The organism is Sphingomonas cannabina, assembly GCF_021391395.1.
GTDB classification, from domain to species: Bacteria; Pseudomonadota; Alphaproteobacteria; order Sphingomonadales; family Sphingomonadaceae; genus Sphingomonas; species Sphingomonas cannabina.
Genome location: NZ_CP090059.1, coordinates 728824 through 745103, shown reverse-complemented (window position 1 = coordinate 745103; position 16280 = coordinate 728824). Strand labels below are relative to the sequence as shown.

The window sequence follows — 16280 nt, the reverse complement described above, 5'->3', positions numbered from 1 at the left end:
GCCTAACAGGGACGCGACGATGGCCGGAGCCAAGAACCACGACTATCATATTCTGCCACCGAGCCCCTGGCCGCTGATGGGATCGATCGCCGCGCTGATCCTGGCGTCGGGCGGCATCATGTGGATGAAGGGCCATGACTATGGCCATTGGATATTCGCGCTCGGCATGGCCGGCGTGCTGGCGACGATGTTCTTCTGGTGGAGCGACGTGATCCGCGAGGCGCATCGCGGCGACCATACCCCGGTCGTGCAGCTCCACCTGCGCTACGGCATGATCCTGTTCATCGCCTCCGAGGTGATGTTCTTCGTCGGCTGGTTCTGGGCCTATTTCGATTTCTCGCTGTTCCCGGCGGCGATCAGCTACGTCCCCGGCGCGCACGGCGAGAAGGGCACGGTCGAGCTGTTGACCGATGCCGCCGGCCAATGGCCGCCCAAGGGGCTCGAGGTGCTGAACGCGTTCGAGTTCCCGCTGCTCAACACCTTCATCCTGCTGCTCTCCGGCACCACCGTGACCTGGGCGCACCATGCGCTGATCCACGGCCAGCGCGGCGGCGCCAAGCGTGGCCTGTGGGGCCTGATCGGCGTCGGCGAGAACGACGGCGTGCTGAAGGGGCTGTGGCTGACGATCCTGCTCGGCCTGCTGTTCAGCTCGATCCAGGCATACGAGTACGCCCATGCGCCGTTCCCGTTCGCGGGGATCAACTATGGCGCGTCGTTCTTCATGGCGACTGGCTTCCACGGCGTGCACGTGATCATCGGTACGATCTTCCTGATCGTCTGCCTGATCCGCGCCTATCAGGGCGACTTCACGCCGCGCCAGCACTTCGGCTTCGAAGCGGCGGCTTGGTACTGGCACTTCGTCGACGTGGTGTGGCTGTTCCTGTTCGTCTCGATCTACGTCTGGGGCGGCTGGGGCGCGCCGGTGCATGGTGGTTGATTGGGCGGCTGAGTGAGCGCCGGCTGGCATCTCGCGCAGATCAACATCGGGCGGCTGATCGCGCCGCCCGAGCACCCCCAGGTCGCCGGCTTCTTCGCCGAGCTCGACCGGATCAACGCGCTGGCCGAGGCCAGCCCGGGATTCGTCTGGCGACTGACCGGCGAGGGCAACAACGCCACCGACCTCCAGCCGACGCCCGATCCGCTGGTGATCGCCAACATGTCGGTATGGGCGGACGCCGAAACGCTGTTCGGCTTCGTCTATCGCAGCCAGCACACGCCGGTGATGGCGCAGCGCAAGTCCTGGTTCGAGCGCTACGAAGGTGCCTATCAGGCGCTGTGGTGGATCCCGGCCGGCGAAATTCCGACCCTTGCCGACGGGCTGGCGCGGCTGTGGATGATCGACCGCTTCGGGCCGAGCGAACGCGCTTTCACCTTCAAGACGCGCTTCCCCGCGCCCGGCCTGCCCGGCGCTCCGGTCGACATGCAGCCCGATCCCTGGTGCGAAGGCCGTGCCTGACCCGACACCCGCCGCGGCTTCGGAGAGCGCCGCCCCGACGATTGCCGCCGCATCGCTGAAAGGGCTGTGTCCGCGCTGCGGCGCTTCCACGCTGTTCGAGGGACCGGTCAAGTTCGCTCCCAAATGCCGCGCGTGCGGGCTCGATTTCTCCGCTTTCAACGTCGGTGACGGCCCCGCCGCCTTCCTGACGCTCGGCGTCGGAGCGGTGGTGGTGATCCTGGCGCTGGTCACCGACTTCACCGTCCGTCCGCCGCTGTGGGTCCATATGCTGCTGTGGATTCCGATCACCTTCGCCGGCGTGGTGGGATCGCTGCGCATCGCCAAGGCATGGCTGCTCGCCGCCGAATATCGCAACGCCGCGCGCGAGGGTCGGATCAAGGCGCCCGAATGAGGCGGCCGGTCCCGATCGTCGCGACGATCGTCGTGGCTGTAGCCGTCGCGGCGATGATCGGGCTCGGCATCTGGCAACTCCAGCGCCGGCACGAGAAGCTCGCCGCGCTCGAGCGCTATGCTGCCAATCTCCATGCGCCGCCGGTCGTCTGGCCGCGCTTCGGCACCGGCGACGAGGTGCTGTTCCGCAAATCCTCCGCTTATTGCCTGCGCCCGCTGTCGTGGAGCCGCGAAGCGGGGCGCGACGCGAGCGGCAAGCCCGGCTGGCGCCAGATCGTGACCTGCGCGACCGGGGCGGAGGGGCCGCCGCTCACCGTCCAGCTCGGAGTCGCGAGCTCGCCGGAGGGACATCCCGCCTGGAAGGGCGGCGAAGTCAGCGGCTGGATCAGTCATGCGCCGAACCACCGTTCGCTGATCGGCGGCCTGTTCGACCGCACGCCCAAGACGCTGATGCTGGTCGCCAGCACGCCGGTCGCCGGGCTCGCGGCCAATCCGGGACCGGACCTGTCGGCGGTACCCAACAACCATCTCGCCTATGCGGTGCAGTGGTTCGTCTTCGCTGCCATCGCCCTTATCATCTACGCGATCGCGCTGCGCCGGCGGCTGCGAGGCACCGAGCCGCCGCCTCCGGCTTGAGCGCGGCCAAGCCCGGCTTGCTTGCCGCCCTCTCCCCCGCCCGCTAAGCGCTCGCCCGACATGCGCTACGTCAGCACCCGGGGCCAGGCGCCCGCTCTCGACTTCCGCGACGCGACGCTCGCCGGCCTCGCCGGCGACGGCGGGCTCTATGTTCCCGACGCCTGGCCGGCGCTTTCGGTGGACGAGATCGCGGGCCTCGCCGGCCTCTCCTACCCCGAGACGGCGGTCCGGATCATGGCGCCGTTCGTCGGCGATGCGCTCACCGAAGCCGAGCTCCGCGCGATGTGCGAGGCCGCCTACGGCCGCTTCGCCCATGCCGCGGTGACGCCGCTCGTCCAACTCGACCCGCGCCATTTCCTGCTGGAGCTGTTCCACGGGCCGACGCTCGCCTTCAAGGACGTCGCGCTGCAGTTCCTCGGCCTATTGTTCGAGCGGTTCCTGACCGGCGGCAGCACCCACCTGACCGTGGTCGGCGCGACCAGCGGCGACACTGGCTCCGCCGCGATCGACGCGCTTGCCGGCCGCGAGCATGTCGACATCTTCATGCTCCACCCCGAGGGCCGCGTCTCCGAGGTGCAGCGCCGGCAGATGACGACGGTGCTCGCGCCAAACGTCCACAACATCGCCATCCAGGGCGACTTCGACCAGGCGCAGGCGCTGGTGAAGGCGATGTTCAACGACACCGCCTTCTCCGGCCGGTTCGCGCTGTCGGCGGTCAATTCGATCAACTGGGCGCGGCTGATGGCGCAGGTGGTCTATTATTTCTATGCCGCCGTCCGGCTCGGCGCACCCACCCGGCCGGTCGCCTTCAGCGTCCCGACGGGGAACTTCGGCGATGTCTTCGCCGGCTATGTCGCGGCGCGGATGGGACTGCCGGTCGCGAAGCTGATCGTCGCGACCAACGTCAACGACATCCTCCACCGCGCGCTGTCGAGCGGCGATTATTCGACCGGCACCGTGACGCCGACCGCGGCGCCGAGCATGGACATCCAGGTCAGCTCCAACTTCGAGCGGCTGCTGTTCGACCTCGCCGGCCGCGACGGGGCCGCGATCGCGGAACAGATGAAGGGGTTCGAGACGACCAGGGCGATGCGCCTCACCAATGCCCAGCGCGAGGGCGCGACGGCGCTGTTCGCGAGCGACCGGATCGAGCCTGGCGAGATGTCGGAGACGATGCGCTGGGCCAGTGCCGAGGCTGGCCAGGTGATCGACCCGCACACAGCGATCGGCCTCGCCGCCGCGCGCCGGGCGGATCTGCCCGCCGAGGTGCCGGTGGTGACGCTCGCGACCGCTCATGCCGCCAAGTTCGGCGATGCGGTCGAGCGCGCGACGGGGGTGCGGCCGAGCCTGCCGGGCCGGGTCGGCGATCTGTTCGAGCGCGAGGAGCGTTTCGATGTGCTGCCCGCGACCTTCGAGGCGGTGAGCGGCTACATCGCCGAGCGGGCGGTGGCGAAGGCGTGAGCCTCCTCACGCTTATCGGCGAACCCTGGGCCGACTACGGCCTCGTCGACTCGGGCCACGGCCGCAAGCTCGAACGCTACGGACCCTATCGTTTCATCCGCCCCGAGCCGCAGGCGATGTGGGCACCCGCATCCGCCGACTGGGACGCGCATGGCGAGTTCGTCCCCGGTTCCGACGAAGAAGGCGGCGGGCGCTGGCGGTTCGACAAGCCGGTGCCGCACGAAGGCTGGCCGCTCCGGTGGCAGGAGGCCCGCTTCACCGCCCAGACCACGCCGTTCCGCCACCTCGGCTTCTTCCCGGACATGGCGCCGGTGTGGAGCTGGATGCGCGAGCGGCTGGACGGCGCCGGGGACCCCGAGTGCCTCAACCTGTTCGGCTACACCGGCGTCGGCACGCTGGCCTTGTCGGCCGCCGGGGCGCGGATGGTGCATGTCGATGCCTCGAAGAAATCGGTCGAGCAGGCGCGCGCCAATGCCGAGCTGTCGGGCATGGCCAACCGTCCGATCCGTTGGCTGGTCGAGGATGCGAGCAAGTTCACCGCGCGCGAGGTGCGGCGGGGGCGGCGCTATGACGGCATCCTGCTCGATCCGCCCAAGTTCGGCCGCGGTCCGACCGGCGAGACTTGGCGCTTGGAGGAAGGGCTGCCGGGGTTGATCGCGGATTGCCGGCGGTTGCTCGACGATAGGTCGCGCTTTCTGTTCCTCACCGTCTATGCCGTGCGCATGTCGGCGCTCGCGATCGGGGAGCTGCTGAGGCAGGAGCTCGGTGACTTGGGTGGGACGATCGAGGCGGGCGAACTCGGCGTACGCGAGGAAGCGCGCGGGTTGGTGTTGCCGACGGCCATTTTTGCGCGGTGGTCGCGGTAGAGGTTCTTGTTCACGCAGAGCCGCAGAGAGCGCAGAGATGTCTCGCGCGCGGCAGCGCGCGTCTATTCAACTCGATCGACCGGCGGTTGATTTCGGCTGTCGCCGACGAAGCCACACCGACTCTGCGCTCTCTGCGCCTCTGCGTGAACAAAACTCTTCAGCTTCGTCCCATCCGAATCGCTGCTCCCGCAACGAGCGGAGCGCCGGCGACCAGCAGCAGGCTCACCGCTGCGAGCAGCTTGAGCGCGCCGGTGCCGCCTTCGAGCGAGCCGGCACCGAAGATCAGCAACGGCACCGCCAGCGGCAGCATCACCAGCCCGGCCAGCGCGCCCGCGCCCCGCAGCCCCGCCACCAGCGCGCCGGTGGCGATACCCAGCGCGGCAAGACCTGGCGTGCCGATCAGCAGGCCGATCTCGACCCTGAGCAGCAGCTCGCCCGGCAGCCCGAGCAGGCCGGCCGCGATCACCGCCGCCAGCATCAGCGGTGGCGCGAAACCGAGCCAATGGCCGGCGAGTTTGGCGGCGGCGACGCCCGCCATCGAGAGCCCGCGCACCGCGAACTGGTCGAATACGCCTTGCTCAAGATCGGGGCCGATCAGCCGCTCGACCGGCAGCAGCGCGGCGAGCAGCGCGGCCGCCCAGATCACTCCCCCGCCGATCCGCGCGAGCAGCGCGCCGTCCGGACCGACTGCGAAGGGGAACAGGACGGTCACGAGCAGGAAGAACACCACGACCAGCGTCGTGCCGCCGCCGGCATAGCCACGCCGTACCTCCCGGGCGATGATCGCGATCATGGCGTCAGCCCGATCGTGGCCGCACCGGGAAGGTCGACCGGAAGATGCGTCGCCACCAGCGCGATGCCGCCCTCACTGCGATGGCGTGCGATCAGCCGTTCCAGCGTCGCCAGCGACACCTGGTCGAGCCCGTTGGCCGGCTCGTCGAGCAACCACACCGGCGCGCGGCTGGCGACCACGCGGGCGAAAGCGGCGCGGCGACGCTGGCCGGTCGACAACAGCCGCACCGGGACGGCGGCGAGTGCGGCGAGGCCGGTATCGTGGAGCGCGTCGCTGACCCGGCCGCGTGGATCATCATACAGGTCAAGCACAGCCCAGAAGCGCAGCGCCTCGGCAAGCGGGCGGTCGCCGTCGAACGCCGCCGTCTCCGCCATCAGCGCGCGCGCACCGTCCCCTGTCACCCGCCCTGCGGCGGGCGTCAGCAGGCCGGCGGCGATCCGGATCAAGCTCGACTTGCCGACCCCGTTAGGACCGGTGACCAGCGCCGCGTCGCCGGGACGGAGCGTAAAGGACAGGCTGTCGAACAAGGTTCGACCGCTGCGAACCCCGGTCACACCCTCGAACGCGAGCGCCGCGCTCAATCCGCCGAATCCTCTAGGCCATGCATGTCGTCGTCCGACAGGCCGAAATGATGTCCCACCTCGTGCACGACGATATGATGCACCAGCCGTTCGAGCCCGACGCCGGTCTCGATCCATTCCTCCAATATGGGGCGGCGGTAGAGGTGGATGCGGTCGGGCATCGCGCCCGAATCGAACGACGATTTCTGGCCGATGGGGCGGCCGTGGTAGAGGCCGGTGAGTTCGAACGGGTCCTCGATGCCCATCGCGTCCAGGGTCTCGTCGTCGGCGAAATCCTCGACGATCAGCACCACGTCGGCGAGATGCTCGGCGAATGGCGCCGGAATCCGCGCCAAGCTCGCGCGGGCAAGCCGTTCGATCTCGGCGGCGTCGGGCGCGAAGCGGTCTTGCGGGCTCATCGCCTCTGCTCTTAATCGTCGGAGTCGATTTCAGCTACGCTGAACCGGCACCGGCCCGGTGCCGAACCAATGCACGCTCCAAGGAGAGGTTATGATCGAGCCGCTGAGCGAAGCCGAACGCGCCGAGGCGCTCGATGGCCTGCCCGACTGGGATTACGACGACGGACGCGACGCGATCCGCCGCCGCTTCACCTTCGACGATTTCGCCGAGGCCTTCGCCTTCATGACGCAGGTCGCGCTGATGGCGGAGAAGGCGGATCATCACCCCGAATGGGCCAATGTGTACAATCGTGTGGATATCCTGTTGACGACGCACGATGCCGGTGGACTGTCGGCGCGGGACATCGATCTCGCGACGGCGATCGACGCGATCGTCGACTGAGTTCCCGGTGCTCCTGCGAAGGCAGGAGCCCGGGGGGGTTATTCCGTCTGCGCCACCGCGCCCTGCCGCATCATCTTGCGGAGCCGCCCTGGCATCCAGCGCGCGGCGAAGCGGAGGCGATGCGCGGTCTTGCCGACATAGGCGAACACCGCATCGCCGTGTACCGCATCCCAGGCGGCGTCGGCGACCTGATCCGGCGTGCTGAGCTCGAGCCCGGCCGCGACCACCGTCTCGCGGATCGACCGATTGGAGCCGGCGGCCGCCGGGTCGAGCAGCGGCGTGTCGATGAAACCCGGCACGAGCCCGCGCACCTTGATGCCGTCGGCATGCCATTCGCCGTCGAGCGCCTCGGTCAGCGCGCGCACGGCGAACTTGGTCGCCGAATAGGTCGCGAGGCCCGCCGAGCCGTAGATCGCCGACGCCGAGGCGGTATTGAGCAGGCACGCGCCGGGCGTTGCCTTCAGATAGGCATGACCGATCCGCGCGCCGTTGATCACGCCCATGAAGTTGATCGCGACGGTGCGGTCGATCTCGGCGAAGTCGGCCTCGGCGAAAGGGCCGCCGAGCGCGATACCCGCATTGTTGGCGAGCACGTCGAGCCTTCCGCCGCTTTTGGCCGTGAAATCGGCGAGGCTCGCGCGCCAGGCATCGCGGTCGCGCACGTCCATGACATAGGTGTCGGCGCCGTCCGGGAGCAGCGCCGCAGTCGCCGCCAACCCGCTTTCGTTCACGTCGGCGAGTCCGATCCGCCAGCCTTCGCGCGCGAAGCGCACCGCGATCGCGCGGCCGATGCCCGATCCGCCGCCGGTGATGAAGATCGCCTTCTGCATGGCCCCTCCCCTTTCCTTTGTCGTCACCGTCGCGCAGAAATGGCGGACATGCCAGCCTCCAGCCCCGGCCCGAGCATCGGCTTCGATCGCCTCGCGGTAACCTATCCGGGCGACGTGCGGGCGGTCGACGAGGTCACCCTGGAGATCGGCGGGGGCAGCTTCGTCGCGCTGGTCGGCCAGTCGGGCTCGGGCAAGTCGACGCTGCTCAAGACGATCAACCGACTGGTCGAGCCGACCAGTGGGCGGGTGACGATCGATGGCGTCGACGCAACCGACGAGCCGCCGCACCTGCTGCGGCGCCGGATCGGTTATGTCTTCCAGAACGTCGGCCTGTTCCCGCACATGACGGTGGGAGAGAATATCGCGATCGGTCTCAGACTCGCCGGGCGCAAGGTGAACGGGCGGGTCGGCGAGCTTCTGGAGCTGGTCGAGCTATCCCCTGATCTCGCCAAGCGGACGCCGGACGCGCTGTCCGGCGGGCAGCGGCAGCGGGTGGGCGTCGCGCGGGCGCTGGCGACGGAGCCGCGCCTGATGCTGATGGACGAGCCGTTCGGCGCGCTCGATCCGGTGACGCGCGACGCGCTCGGCCGCTCGATCCGCGCGCTGCACGAGCGGCTGGGGCTGACCACGCTGATGGTGACGCACGACATGGCCGAGGCGCTGCTCACCGCAGATCGAGTGCTGGTGATGGCGCGGGGCCGGATCGTCGCCGACGAGACGCCTGCCGCGCTGCTCGCCGGCGCCGGGGGACCGGAGGCAGCCGCACTGGTGGCGGTGCCGCGCGAGCAGGCGCATCGGCTCGCCGCATTGGAAGCAGGCACATGAGCGGCGCCTGGGCGCGCGTCCCCGACCTGCTCGGCAGCCATGTGCTGCTCGCCGCCGCCGCGCTGCTGCTCGGGCTGGTGCTGGCGATCCCGCTGACCGTGGCGTCGGCGCGCAGTCCGCTGGTGGCGCGGGTGTCGCTCGGCCTCGCGAGCCTCGTCCAGACGATCCCATCGCTGGCGCTGCTCGCGCTGTTCTATCCGATTCTGCTCTGGGTGTCGGCGCTGGTCGGCGGCGGCGTGCCGGCGCTCGGTTTCCTGCCGTCGCTGCTGGCGCTCGCGCTCTATGCGTTGCTGCCGATCCTGAGGAATGGGGTGACCGGGCTCGCCAACCTCGATCCGGCGGTGCTGGAGGCAGCCGACGGCGTCGGTATGACGCGCTGGCAGAAGCTCCGTCTGGTCGAGGCGCCGCTTGTCGCGCCGGTGCTGATGGCGGGCATCCGCACCGCGGCCGTGTGGACGATCGGCGCGGCGACGCTCTCCACCACCGTCGGCCAGCCAAGCCTCGGCGACCTGATCTTCGCCGGGCTGCAGACCCAGAACTGGGCGCTGGTGCTGGCCGGCTGCGCCGCCGCCGCGGGGCTGGCGCTAGGCGTCGACGCCCTGCTCGGGCTCGCCGAGCGCGGCATCGCGACGCGGCGGCGCTGGATGTGGATCGGCGCGCTGGCGGTGCTCGCGCTGGGGCTGGCGGTGGCGCTGGCCCCGCGCTTCGCCGGCAAGCGCGGCACGGTCGTGGTCGGTGCCAAGGGGTTCTCGGAGCAATATATCCTCGCCCGCCTGATCGGACACCAGCTGGAGGAGGCCGGCTATCGCGTCGAATATCGCGAGGGACTGGGATCGGTAGTCGCCTTTGCCGCGACCGCGGCGGGCGATGTCGACGTCTATGTCGACTATTCGGGCACGATCTGGACCAACGAGATGAAGCGCAGCGACGTGCCGCCGCGCGCGGCGATCGTCGCCGGCGTGCGCGACTGGGCGATGAAGACGCATGGCGTGGGGCTGGCAGGGACGCTCGGTTTCGAGAACGCCTATGCCTTCGCGATGCGCGGCGATGACGCCGCACGGCGCGGCATCCGCAGCATCGCCGACCTCGCGCCGGTCGCGCCGCGGCTCGATCTCGCTACCGACATCGAGTTCCTCGAACGGCCCGAATGGCGGGCGGTGCGCGACTCCTATGGCCTGCGCTTCCGATCGGCGCGGCCTTATCAGCCGACCTTCATGTACCGCGCGCTGGAGAGCGGCGCGGCCGACGTCATCCCCGCCTTCTCCTCTGACGGCCGTATCGCCGCCGACAAGCTCGTCGTGCTGACGGACCCGAAGGGTGCGATCCCGGGATACGACGCGATCATGCTGGTATCGCCGCGGCGCGCGCGGGATGAGGCGTTCCTCGCCGCGCTCCGCCCGCTCGTCGACCGCGTGCCGGTCGAGGCGATGCGCGAGGCCAACTATATGGTCGATCGCGACACAGACAAACGCTCCCCCGACGATGCGGCGGCGTGGCTGGAAGGCAAAATTGGGCTGGAGCGATAAATTTTCCGCATCAGGGGCGATGACCTCAGCCGTTGGTATCGCTATCTGCGCCGGGCACATCCAATACCCGAGGAGTTCATGATGGACGGCAGCTTCCTGATCGGCGCACGCGCGGTCACGACGGACGAGACCTTCACCGGCTTCGATCCCGCCACCAATGAAGCGCTCGATCCGCCCTTCTCGGTCGCCACCGTCGATCATGTCGCCGAGGCGTGCCGGCTCGCCGACGAGGCTTTCGACACCTATCGCGAGACCACGCCCGAGGCGCGCGCCGCGTTCCTCGAAGCGATCGCCGCGAATATCGAAGCGATCGGCGACGAGCTGATCGTCCGCGCGATGCAGGAAAGCGGCCTCCCCCGCCCGCGCCTCGAGGGCGAGCGCGGCCGCACCGCCGGACAGCTCCGTCTGTTCGCGCGGGTGCTCCGCCAGGGGCGCTGGGCCGGCGTCACCATCGATTCCGCGCTGCCGGAGCGCCAGCCGCTGCCGCGCGCGGACCTGCGCCAGCGCCGCATCGGCGTCGGCCCGGTCGCGGTGTTCGGGGCGTCGAACTTCCCGCTCGCCTTCTCCGTCGCCGGCGGCGACACCGCCTCGGCGCTCGCCGCCGGCTGTCCGGTGGTGGTGAAGGGGCATCCGGCGCATCCCGGCACCTCGGCGCTGGTCGGGCAGGCGATCCGCGATGCCGTCGCCGCGAGCGGATTGCCGGAGGGCGTGTTCTCGTTGGTGCAGGGCCCCGCGAACGAGCTCGGCGCCGCGCTGGTCGCCGATCCCCGGATCAAGGCGGTCGGCTTCACCGGCTCGCGTGGCGGGGGGCTTGCCCTCGTCAACATCGCCAACAATCGGCCCGAGCCGATCCCGGTCTATGCCGAGATGTCGAGCGTCAATCCGGTGCTGCTGTTCCCCGCCGCGCTCGCCGCGCGCGCGGAGGCGCTGGGCAAGGCCTATGTCGGGTCGCTGACGCTGGGATCGGGGCAGTTCTGCACCAACCCGGGTATCGTGCTGGCGCTCGCCGGGCCCGACCTCGACCGCTTCGCCGCCACCGCCGCCGACGCACTGGCGGAGGCGCAGCCGCAGGTGATGCTGACCAGCGGCATCCACGCCAATTACGACCGCGGCGTCACCGAGATCGCCGGCCATGGCGCGGTCGAGACGCTGGCGCGCGGGGCCGAGGGCACCGGCTGCAACCGCGGCCGCGCGGCGCTGTTCGCCACCACCGCCGCCAACTTCATCGCCAATCCGGAGCTGGCGCACGAGGTGTTCGGCGCCGCCTCGATCATCGTGCGTGCCGACAATCTCGACGAGGTCGCCCAGGTGCTGACGGCGATGGAGGGCCAGCTGACCGCGACGCTCCATCTCGACGACGCCGACGCCGAGCTCGCCCGGCCGCTGATCCCGCTGCTCGAGCGCAAGGCCGGCCGCATCCTCGCCAATGGCTGGCCAACCGGCGTCGAGGTCTCCTATGCGATGGTTCATGGCGGGCCGTTCCCGGCGACGTCGGACCCGCGTTCGACCTCGGTCGGCACCGCGGCGATCGAGCGCTTCCTGCGGCCGGTCTGCTACCAGGACATCCCCGACGTGCTGCTGCCGGCACCGGTCCAACAGGCCAATCCGCTCGGCCTGCCGCGCATCATCGACGGCGACCCGGAATAAGGGCATAGATCGCGCGCATGGCAACGCGCGCGACGGTCCTTTCCGAACGTACCGGCCTCTGGGCCTTCATCATCGGCTGCGCCGCGGTGACGGCCGGGGTGCTGCTGCATCTGCCCATGTTCCTTGCCAGCCGGAGCATGGGCTATCACATGGCCGGGATGCCGATGGATCCGGGGATGATCTTCGGCATGGGGCTGATCGTCGGCGGCGTCGCGCTCGCCGCCTATGGGCTGGTGCCGACCAACGTCGCCCGCCAGCGCGCCGCCGCCGCCGGCGTGGAGATCGTCGCGCCCGAGGATGCGGCGCTCGGCCCCGCGCACTGGGGGCTGATGGCGGTGCTGGTGCTGGCGCTGATCATCGACACGATGAAGCCGGCGAGCCTCGGCTTCACGCTCAACGGCATGACGCATGAATATCATGCGTCGACCGCGACGGTCTCGCTGGTGCCGTTCGCCGCGCTGGCGGGCACCGTCACCGGATCGGTGGTCTGGGGGATCATCGCCGATATCTACGGCCGCAAGGCGTCGATCCTGCTGTCCGCGGTGATGTTCGTCGGCACCTCGATCTGCGGGGCGATGCCGAGCCTCGCCTGGAACGTCGGCATGTGCTTCATGATGGGCGCGGCGGCGGGAGGGATGCTGCCGGTCACCTATGCCCTGCTCGCCGAGATGATGCCGAGCCGCCATCGCGGCTGGAGCCTGGTGCTGGTCGGCGGCTTGGGCGCGGTCGGCGGCTATTTCGCGGCGAGCGGCTCGTCGGCGCTGTTCCAACCGGTGTTCGGCTGGCGCATCCTGTGGCTGCTCAACCTGCCGACCGGGCTGGCGCTGGTCCTGCTCGGCGCGTTCATTCCGGAGAGCGCGCGCTTCCTGATCGCGCGCGGCCGCACGGGGGAAGCGGAGCAGGTGATGCGGCGCTTCGGATCCTCGGCACGCCGGGTCGCGCCGGCCGCCTCGGCGCCGGCGGTCAGCCATCGCCTCACCGGCGGCGCGCTGGTCGGCAAGCTCGCCGCGCTCAGCCTCACTGCGCTGGCCTGGGGTTTCATCAACTTCGGGCTGCTCCTGTGGCTGCCGGCCGATCTCGTCGCTAAGGGCTACAGCACCGCGGTATCGAGCCGGCTGCTCGCCGAATCGGCGCTGATCGCCTTCCCCACCGTGTTCCTCGCCGCGCTGCTCTACAGCCGGTGGAGCACCAAATATTCGCTGGTCGCGATGATCGCGGTGACGCTGGCCGGGCTCGCCGGCGTGCTGTGGCTGGAGACCGGCGGCGGGATGAGCCCGGTGTGGCCGGTGGCGCTGCTGATCGTCGGCAGCAACGGCATCATCGCCATCATCCTGCCCTATGCGGCGGAGAGCTTTCCGTTCCGCGTGCGCGGCCGCGCCACCGGCTGGGTGGCGGCGTGCAGCAAGGCGGGCGGCCTCCTCGCGCAGCTGCTCGGCATCCTGGCGCTGAAGCCGGCGCTCGGCCTCGCCGCGCTTGCGCTGATGGCGCCGACGGCGCTGGCGCTGGCGCTGGTCGCGGTGTTCGGCCGGGAGACACGCGGCCGCGATCTCCGGCACCTCGACTGAGAGCAAAATAGGAGTCGCCTCCTGTTCCGTTCGTGTCGAGCGAAGTCGAGACACGGGGATGGGGCCGTCCCTCAACTTCGCTCGGGACGAACGGAATTCGCCGCCTACAGCAGGATCCGGAACAGCGCCCCGCCCTGCGGCGCGTCGGCGATGTCGATCGTGCCGCCATGCGCGATCACGATCTGGCGGGCGAGGTTGAGGCCGACGCCGGTGCCGGTCTTGCGGGTAGTGAAGAAGGGCAGGAAGATGTCGCCCTTGAGCCCGTCGGGCACTCCGGGGCCGTTGTCCTCGATCTCGATGCCGGCGCGGCCTTCGCGTTCGGTGAAGATGCGCAGCGCCACCGACGGGTCGCTGCGCGTCGCGGAGGTCGCCTCGGCGGCGTTGCGGAGAAGGTTGATCAGCACCTGCGCCAGCATGTTGCGATCGGCGTCGAGCTGCAGCCCCGGCGGCGTCACCGACAGTGCCAGCGGCACCGCCGGCCAGTCGGCTGCGAAGAGGCGGGCAAGCTCCTCCGCCCATGGCAGCGCCGCGAAGCCGGTCCGCTCGATCACCGGCGGCCGCGCGATCGCGCGATAGCTCTCGACGAAATGCTGCAGCCCCTCAGCACGGCGCGCGAGGGTGCTCACGGCGATGCGGGCGTCGGCCAGCTCGGCGGTGGCGGCAGGCGGCTGGCCCTCCAGCAGCGCGGCGGCGGTCGAGGCGAGCGAGGTCACCGGGGTCAGCGAATTGAGGATCTCATGGGTCAGCACGCGGACGATGTCGGTCTGTGCCGCCATCTCGACCGCGTCGAGCGTGCCCTGGATCGGCTGCACCGTCACCGCGCGCACGCGCGCACCGAGCCGTTCCAGCACTGCCGAGCGCACCAGCGCGCGCTGAGGGCGGCCGTCGAGGCTGAGCAGCAGCACCTCCTCGCGCGCCGCACCGTCGTCGCCGAGGCGCTTGGCGAAAGTGCTGCCGTAGACCGCATAATCCTCCGGCCGTGCGCCGTGGACGTGGCGGAACAGCGAGCGTGCCGCCTTGTTGCCCGGCGCGACCCGCCCCACCTCATCCACGGTGAGCAGCGCGATCGGCATGTCGTCGACCAGCGCCTCGCGGAAACGAAGCTCGTCGGCCGCCTTGTCGCGGTCGGCGCGCAGCGCGGCGAGCGCATTGTCGAAGGCCTGACCGAGTTCCTGGAAGCCGGAGTCGCCTTGCCGCTCGAACCGTGCGCCGAAATCGCCGAAGCGCAGCGCCTCCAGGAAACGCGCCACCGCCACGTTGGTGCGCGAGACATGGTTCCACAGTCCCCAGGCGGCGGCGATCACCAGGATGCCGGCAACGATCCGCGCGGCGCCCAGCCCCTCGGTCGCGATCGCCGCGATGAACGCGAGCAGCGCGACGAACAGTGCGGCGACCCAGGCCGCGAGACCGACGGTGAAGCGGCGACTAAAGCCCATGCTTCTCCATCCGCCGATAGAGCGCGGCACGCGACAGCCCGAGCTCGGCCGCGGCGAGCGAGATGTTGTAGCCGTGCTTGCGCAGCGCCTCCTCGCACAGCCGCTTCTCGACCCGGTCGAGGTTGAAGTCGTCCGGCGGCGGCGGGGCAATCACCGGCGCGCTCGGAACCGGCCCCAGCGGGAAATCGTGCGGCTCGAGCGGGCCGTCGCCGGCCAGGATCACCGCACGCTCGATCGCGTGCCGGAGCGCGCGGACGTTGCCCGGCCAGTCGTGCGCCTCCAGCGCCTTGCGCGCGGCGTCGCTGAGTGCGGGCACCGGCCGATTGTAGCGCCGAGCATAGTTCGCGAGATAATGGTCGACCAGCTCGGGGATGTCCTCGTGACGTTCCCTGAGCGGCGGCAGTTCGATCTCGACCGTATTGAGACGGAACAAAAGGTCGGGACGGAAATGCCGCTCATCGCGCAGCGTCGCGGGCGAGGCATTGGTCGCGGCGATCACGCGGATGTCGACCGGGATCGGCTTGTTGGCGCCGACCGGGGTCACCTGGCGCTGTTCGAGCACGGTCAGCAATTTCGGCTGGAGCCGGAGCGGCAGGTTGCCGATCTCGTCGAGGAACAGCGTGCCGCCGTCCGCCGCCTGGATGCGACCGACGCGGTCGCTCCTGGCATCCGTGAAGGCGCCCTTCACATGACCGAACAGCTCGCTGTCGATCAGGTCCTCGCTGAGCGCGCCGAGGTCGACGGTCAGCATCACCTTGCCCGACCGGAGCGACTGGCGATGCAGCTCGCGCGCGGCCAGCTCCTTGCCGGTGCCGTTCTCGCCGAGGATCAGGACGTTGGCATCGGTGGGCGCCGCGCGCGTGATCAGCGAGGCGACCCGTGCCATCGCGGGAGAGGACCCGAGCAGCGGGGTCTCGGTGCCCTTCGGCGGCTCGGCGATCGCCGCCACGCGCGCCTTCTCCGTCGCCACCGCCCGGCGCGAGTGCCTGAGCGTCGCAGCGGTACGGGCGGTGGCGAGCAGCCGTTCGTTGCTCCACGGCTTGGAGACGAAATCGGTCGCGCCGCGCTTCATCGCCTCGACCGCGACCTGGACGCCAGCGTGTGCGGTGATCATCACCACCACCATCTCGGGATCGAGCGCGAGCAGCCGGTCGAGCCAGGCCAGGCCTTCCTTCGAATCGGTCGCCCCGCGTGCGAAATTGGCGTCGAGCAGCACGACGTCCGGCGATTTGGCCGCGATCGCCGGCAGCGCCTCGTCCGGGCTGCGCGCGGTCACCACTTCGGCGAACAGCCGGCGCAACAGCAATCGCGCGGCGACCAGGATGTCCTCGTCGTCGTCGACAATGACGCAGCAATCGAATTCGGTGGCCATGATCGTCCGCTCTCGTACAGAAACTGTGCGATATCGGACAATCAATTCGCGTGCCAATTGCACCATGAGCAGCGAAAACGGCGGAAAACCGCGGTTGGCACGCTCGATGCTCTGTT

Annotated in this window: 17 protein-coding genes; 11 read left to right on the top strand and 6 right to left on the bottom strand. The window is 69.9% G+C overall.

Going from position 1 to position 16280, the window contains the following annotated elements; genetic code table 11:
• Window positions 1-19: 19 nt before the first annotated feature.
• From LZK98_RS03695 to LZK98_RS03670, 6 genes are read left to right on the top strand one after another with little or no spacing between them, the layout of a single operon-like run.
• A complete protein-coding gene (locus tag LZK98_RS03695) occupies window positions 20-937 on the top strand; it encodes a cytochrome c oxidase subunit 3 (RefSeq protein WP_233785036.1) in 918 nt (305 codons plus the stop codon).
• Window positions 938-949: 12 nt separating this feature from the next.
• Window positions 950-1456 carry a DUF3291 domain-containing protein gene (locus tag LZK98_RS03690; protein ID WP_233785035.1) on the top strand — a complete coding sequence of 169 codons (507 nt, stop codon included), beginning with the start codon at window positions 950-952 and terminating at the stop codon, window positions 1454-1456.
• Complete coding sequence (locus tag LZK98_RS03685; protein ID WP_233785034.1) at window positions 1449-1847, top strand: DUF983 domain-containing protein; 399 nt, start codon at window positions 1449-1451, stop codon at window positions 1845-1847. The genes LZK98_RS03690 and LZK98_RS03685 overlap by 8 nt, the downstream gene beginning before the upstream one ends.
• Window positions 1844-2482, top strand: a complete 639-nt coding sequence (locus LZK98_RS03680) for an SURF1 family protein (RefSeq protein WP_233785033.1) — start codon at window positions 1844-1846, stop codon at window positions 2480-2482. Before LZK98_RS03685 ends, LZK98_RS03680 begins: the two co-directional genes overlap by 4 nt.
• Window positions 2483-2542: 60 nt before the next feature.
• Window positions 2543-3943 carry a threonine synthase gene (gene thrC / locus LZK98_RS03675; RefSeq protein ID WP_233785032.1) on the top strand — a complete coding sequence of 467 codons (1401 nt, stop codon included), beginning with the start codon at window positions 2543-2545 and terminating at the stop codon, window positions 3941-3943.
• Window positions 3940-4809, top strand: a complete 870-nt coding sequence (locus LZK98_RS03670; protein WP_233785031.1) for a class I SAM-dependent methyltransferase — start codon at window positions 3940-3942, stop codon at window positions 4807-4809. Before thrC ends, LZK98_RS03670 begins: the two co-directional genes overlap by 4 nt.
• A 157-nt stretch (window positions 4810-4966) precedes the next feature.
• Here LZK98_RS03670 and LZK98_RS03665 read toward each other — a convergent pair whose 3' ends face one another.
• From LZK98_RS03665 to LZK98_RS03655, 3 genes are read right to left on the bottom strand one after another with little or no spacing between them, the layout of a single operon-like run.
• Window positions 4967-5602 (bottom strand): heme exporter protein CcmB, encoded by a 636-nt coding sequence (locus LZK98_RS03665; RefSeq protein ID WP_233785029.1) that lies wholly within the window; start codon window positions 5600-5602, stop codon window positions 4967-4969.
• Window positions 5599-6183 (bottom strand): heme ABC exporter ATP-binding protein CcmA, encoded by a 585-nt coding sequence (gene ccmA, locus LZK98_RS03660; RefSeq protein WP_233785027.1) that lies wholly within the window; start codon window positions 6181-6183, stop codon window positions 5599-5601. The genes LZK98_RS03665 and ccmA overlap by 4 nt, the downstream gene beginning before the upstream one ends.
• Window positions 6180-6581, bottom strand: coding sequence for a metallopeptidase family protein (locus LZK98_RS03655; RefSeq protein ID WP_233785026.1), 402 nt, complete (start codon window positions 6579-6581; stop codon window positions 6180-6182). The genes ccmA and LZK98_RS03655 overlap by 4 nt, the downstream gene beginning before the upstream one ends.
• A 91-nt stretch (window positions 6582-6672) precedes the next feature.
• On the opposite strand from LZK98_RS03655, the gene LZK98_RS03650 reads away from it, so the two are divergent.
• On the top strand, window positions 6673-6963 hold the full coding sequence (locus tag LZK98_RS03650) for a 4a-hydroxytetrahydrobiopterin dehydratase (RefSeq protein ID WP_233785025.1): 291 nt from the start codon (window positions 6673-6675) through the stop codon (window positions 6961-6963).
• Between the two features lie 38 nt (window positions 6964-7001).
• On the opposite strand, the gene LZK98_RS03645 is transcribed toward LZK98_RS03650, so the two are convergent.
• Window positions 7002-7793 (bottom strand): SDR family oxidoreductase, encoded by a 792-nt coding sequence (locus LZK98_RS03645; protein ID WP_233785024.1) that lies wholly within the window; start codon window positions 7791-7793, stop codon window positions 7002-7004.
• A gap of 48 nt (window positions 7794-7841) precedes the next feature.
• Between LZK98_RS03645 and LZK98_RS03640 the strand changes: the two genes are divergently transcribed.
• From LZK98_RS03640 to LZK98_RS03625, 4 genes are all read left to right on the top strand, one after another.
• Entirely contained in the window at window positions 7842-8618 is a 777-nt protein-coding gene (locus LZK98_RS03640; protein ID WP_233785023.1) for an ATP-binding cassette domain-containing protein, read from the top strand.
• Window positions 8615-10144 (top strand): ABC transporter permease/substrate-binding protein, encoded by a 1530-nt coding sequence (locus LZK98_RS03635; protein ID WP_233785020.1) that lies wholly within the window; start codon window positions 8615-8617, stop codon window positions 10142-10144. Before LZK98_RS03640 ends, LZK98_RS03635 begins: the two co-directional genes overlap by 4 nt.
• 78 nt (window positions 10145-10222) lie before the next feature.
• Window positions 10223-11791 carry an aldehyde dehydrogenase (NADP(+)) gene (locus LZK98_RS03630; RefSeq protein ID WP_233785019.1) on the top strand — a complete coding sequence of 523 codons (1569 nt, stop codon included), beginning with the start codon at window positions 10223-10225 and terminating at the stop codon, window positions 11789-11791.
• 17 nt (window positions 11792-11808) lie between these two features.
• Window positions 11809-13356, top strand: coding sequence for an MFS transporter (locus tag LZK98_RS03625; RefSeq protein ID WP_233785018.1), 1548 nt, complete (start codon window positions 11809-11811; stop codon window positions 13354-13356).
• Between the two features lie 104 nt (window positions 13357-13460).
• On the opposite strand, the gene LZK98_RS03620 is transcribed toward LZK98_RS03625, so the two are convergent.
• Together LZK98_RS03620 and LZK98_RS03615 are read right to left on the bottom strand one after the other, a co-directional pair.
• On the bottom strand, window positions 13461-14792 hold the full coding sequence (locus tag LZK98_RS03620; RefSeq protein ID WP_233785017.1) for a sensor histidine kinase: 1332 nt from the start codon (window positions 14790-14792) through the stop codon (window positions 13461-13463).
• Window positions 14782-16164, bottom strand: coding sequence for a sigma-54-dependent transcriptional regulator (locus LZK98_RS03615; protein WP_233785016.1), 1383 nt, complete (start codon window positions 16162-16164; stop codon window positions 14782-14784). Before LZK98_RS03615 ends, LZK98_RS03620 begins: the two co-directional genes overlap by 11 nt.
• Window positions 16165-16280: the final 116 nt, after the last annotated feature.

Bases quoted from the DNA above. Each gene is read 5' to 3' on its own strand.
- LZK98_RS03695 (WP_233785036.1), top strand. From the start codon at position 20: ATGGCCGGAGCCAAGAACCACGACTATCATATTCTGCCACCGAGCCCC.
- LZK98_RS03680 (WP_233785033.1), top strand. From the start codon at position 1,844: ATGAGGCGGCCGGTCCCGATCGTCGCGACGATCGTCGTGGCTGTAGCC.
- thrC (WP_233785032.1), top strand. From the start codon at position 2,543: ATGCGCTACGTCAGCACCCGGGGCCAGGCGCCCGCTCTCGACTTCCGC.
- LZK98_RS03665 (WP_233785029.1), bottom strand. From the start codon at position 5,602: ATGATCGCGATCATCGCCCGGGAGGTACGGCGTGGCTATGCCGGCGGC.
- LZK98_RS03655 (WP_233785026.1), bottom strand. From the start codon at position 6,581: ATGAGCCCGCAAGACCGCTTCGCGCCCGACGCCGCCGAGATCGAACGG.
- LZK98_RS03650 (WP_233785025.1), top strand. From the start codon at position 6,673: ATGATCGAGCCGCTGAGCGAAGCCGAACGCGCCGAGGCGCTCGATGGC.
- LZK98_RS03645 (WP_233785024.1), bottom strand. From the start codon at position 7,793: ATGCAGAAGGCGATCTTCATCACCGGCGGCGGATCGGGCATCGGCCGC.
- LZK98_RS03640 (WP_233785023.1), top strand. From the start codon at position 7,842: ATGCCAGCCTCCAGCCCCGGCCCGAGCATCGGCTTCGATCGCCTCGCG.
- LZK98_RS03635 (WP_233785020.1), top strand. From the start codon at position 8,615: ATGAGCGGCGCCTGGGCGCGCGTCCCCGACCTGCTCGGCAGCCATGTG.
- LZK98_RS03630 (WP_233785019.1), top strand. From the start codon at position 10,223: ATGATGGACGGCAGCTTCCTGATCGGCGCACGCGCGGTCACGACGGAC.
- LZK98_RS03625 (WP_233785018.1), top strand. From the start codon at position 11,809: ATGGCAACGCGCGCGACGGTCCTTTCCGAACGTACCGGCCTCTGGGCC.
- LZK98_RS03620 (WP_233785017.1), bottom strand. From the start codon at position 14,792: ATGGGCTTTAGTCGCCGCTTCACCGTCGGTCTCGCGGCCTGGGTCGCC.
- LZK98_RS03615 (WP_233785016.1), bottom strand. From the start codon at position 16,164: ATGGCCACCGAATTCGATTGCTGCGTCATTGTCGACGACGACGAGGAC.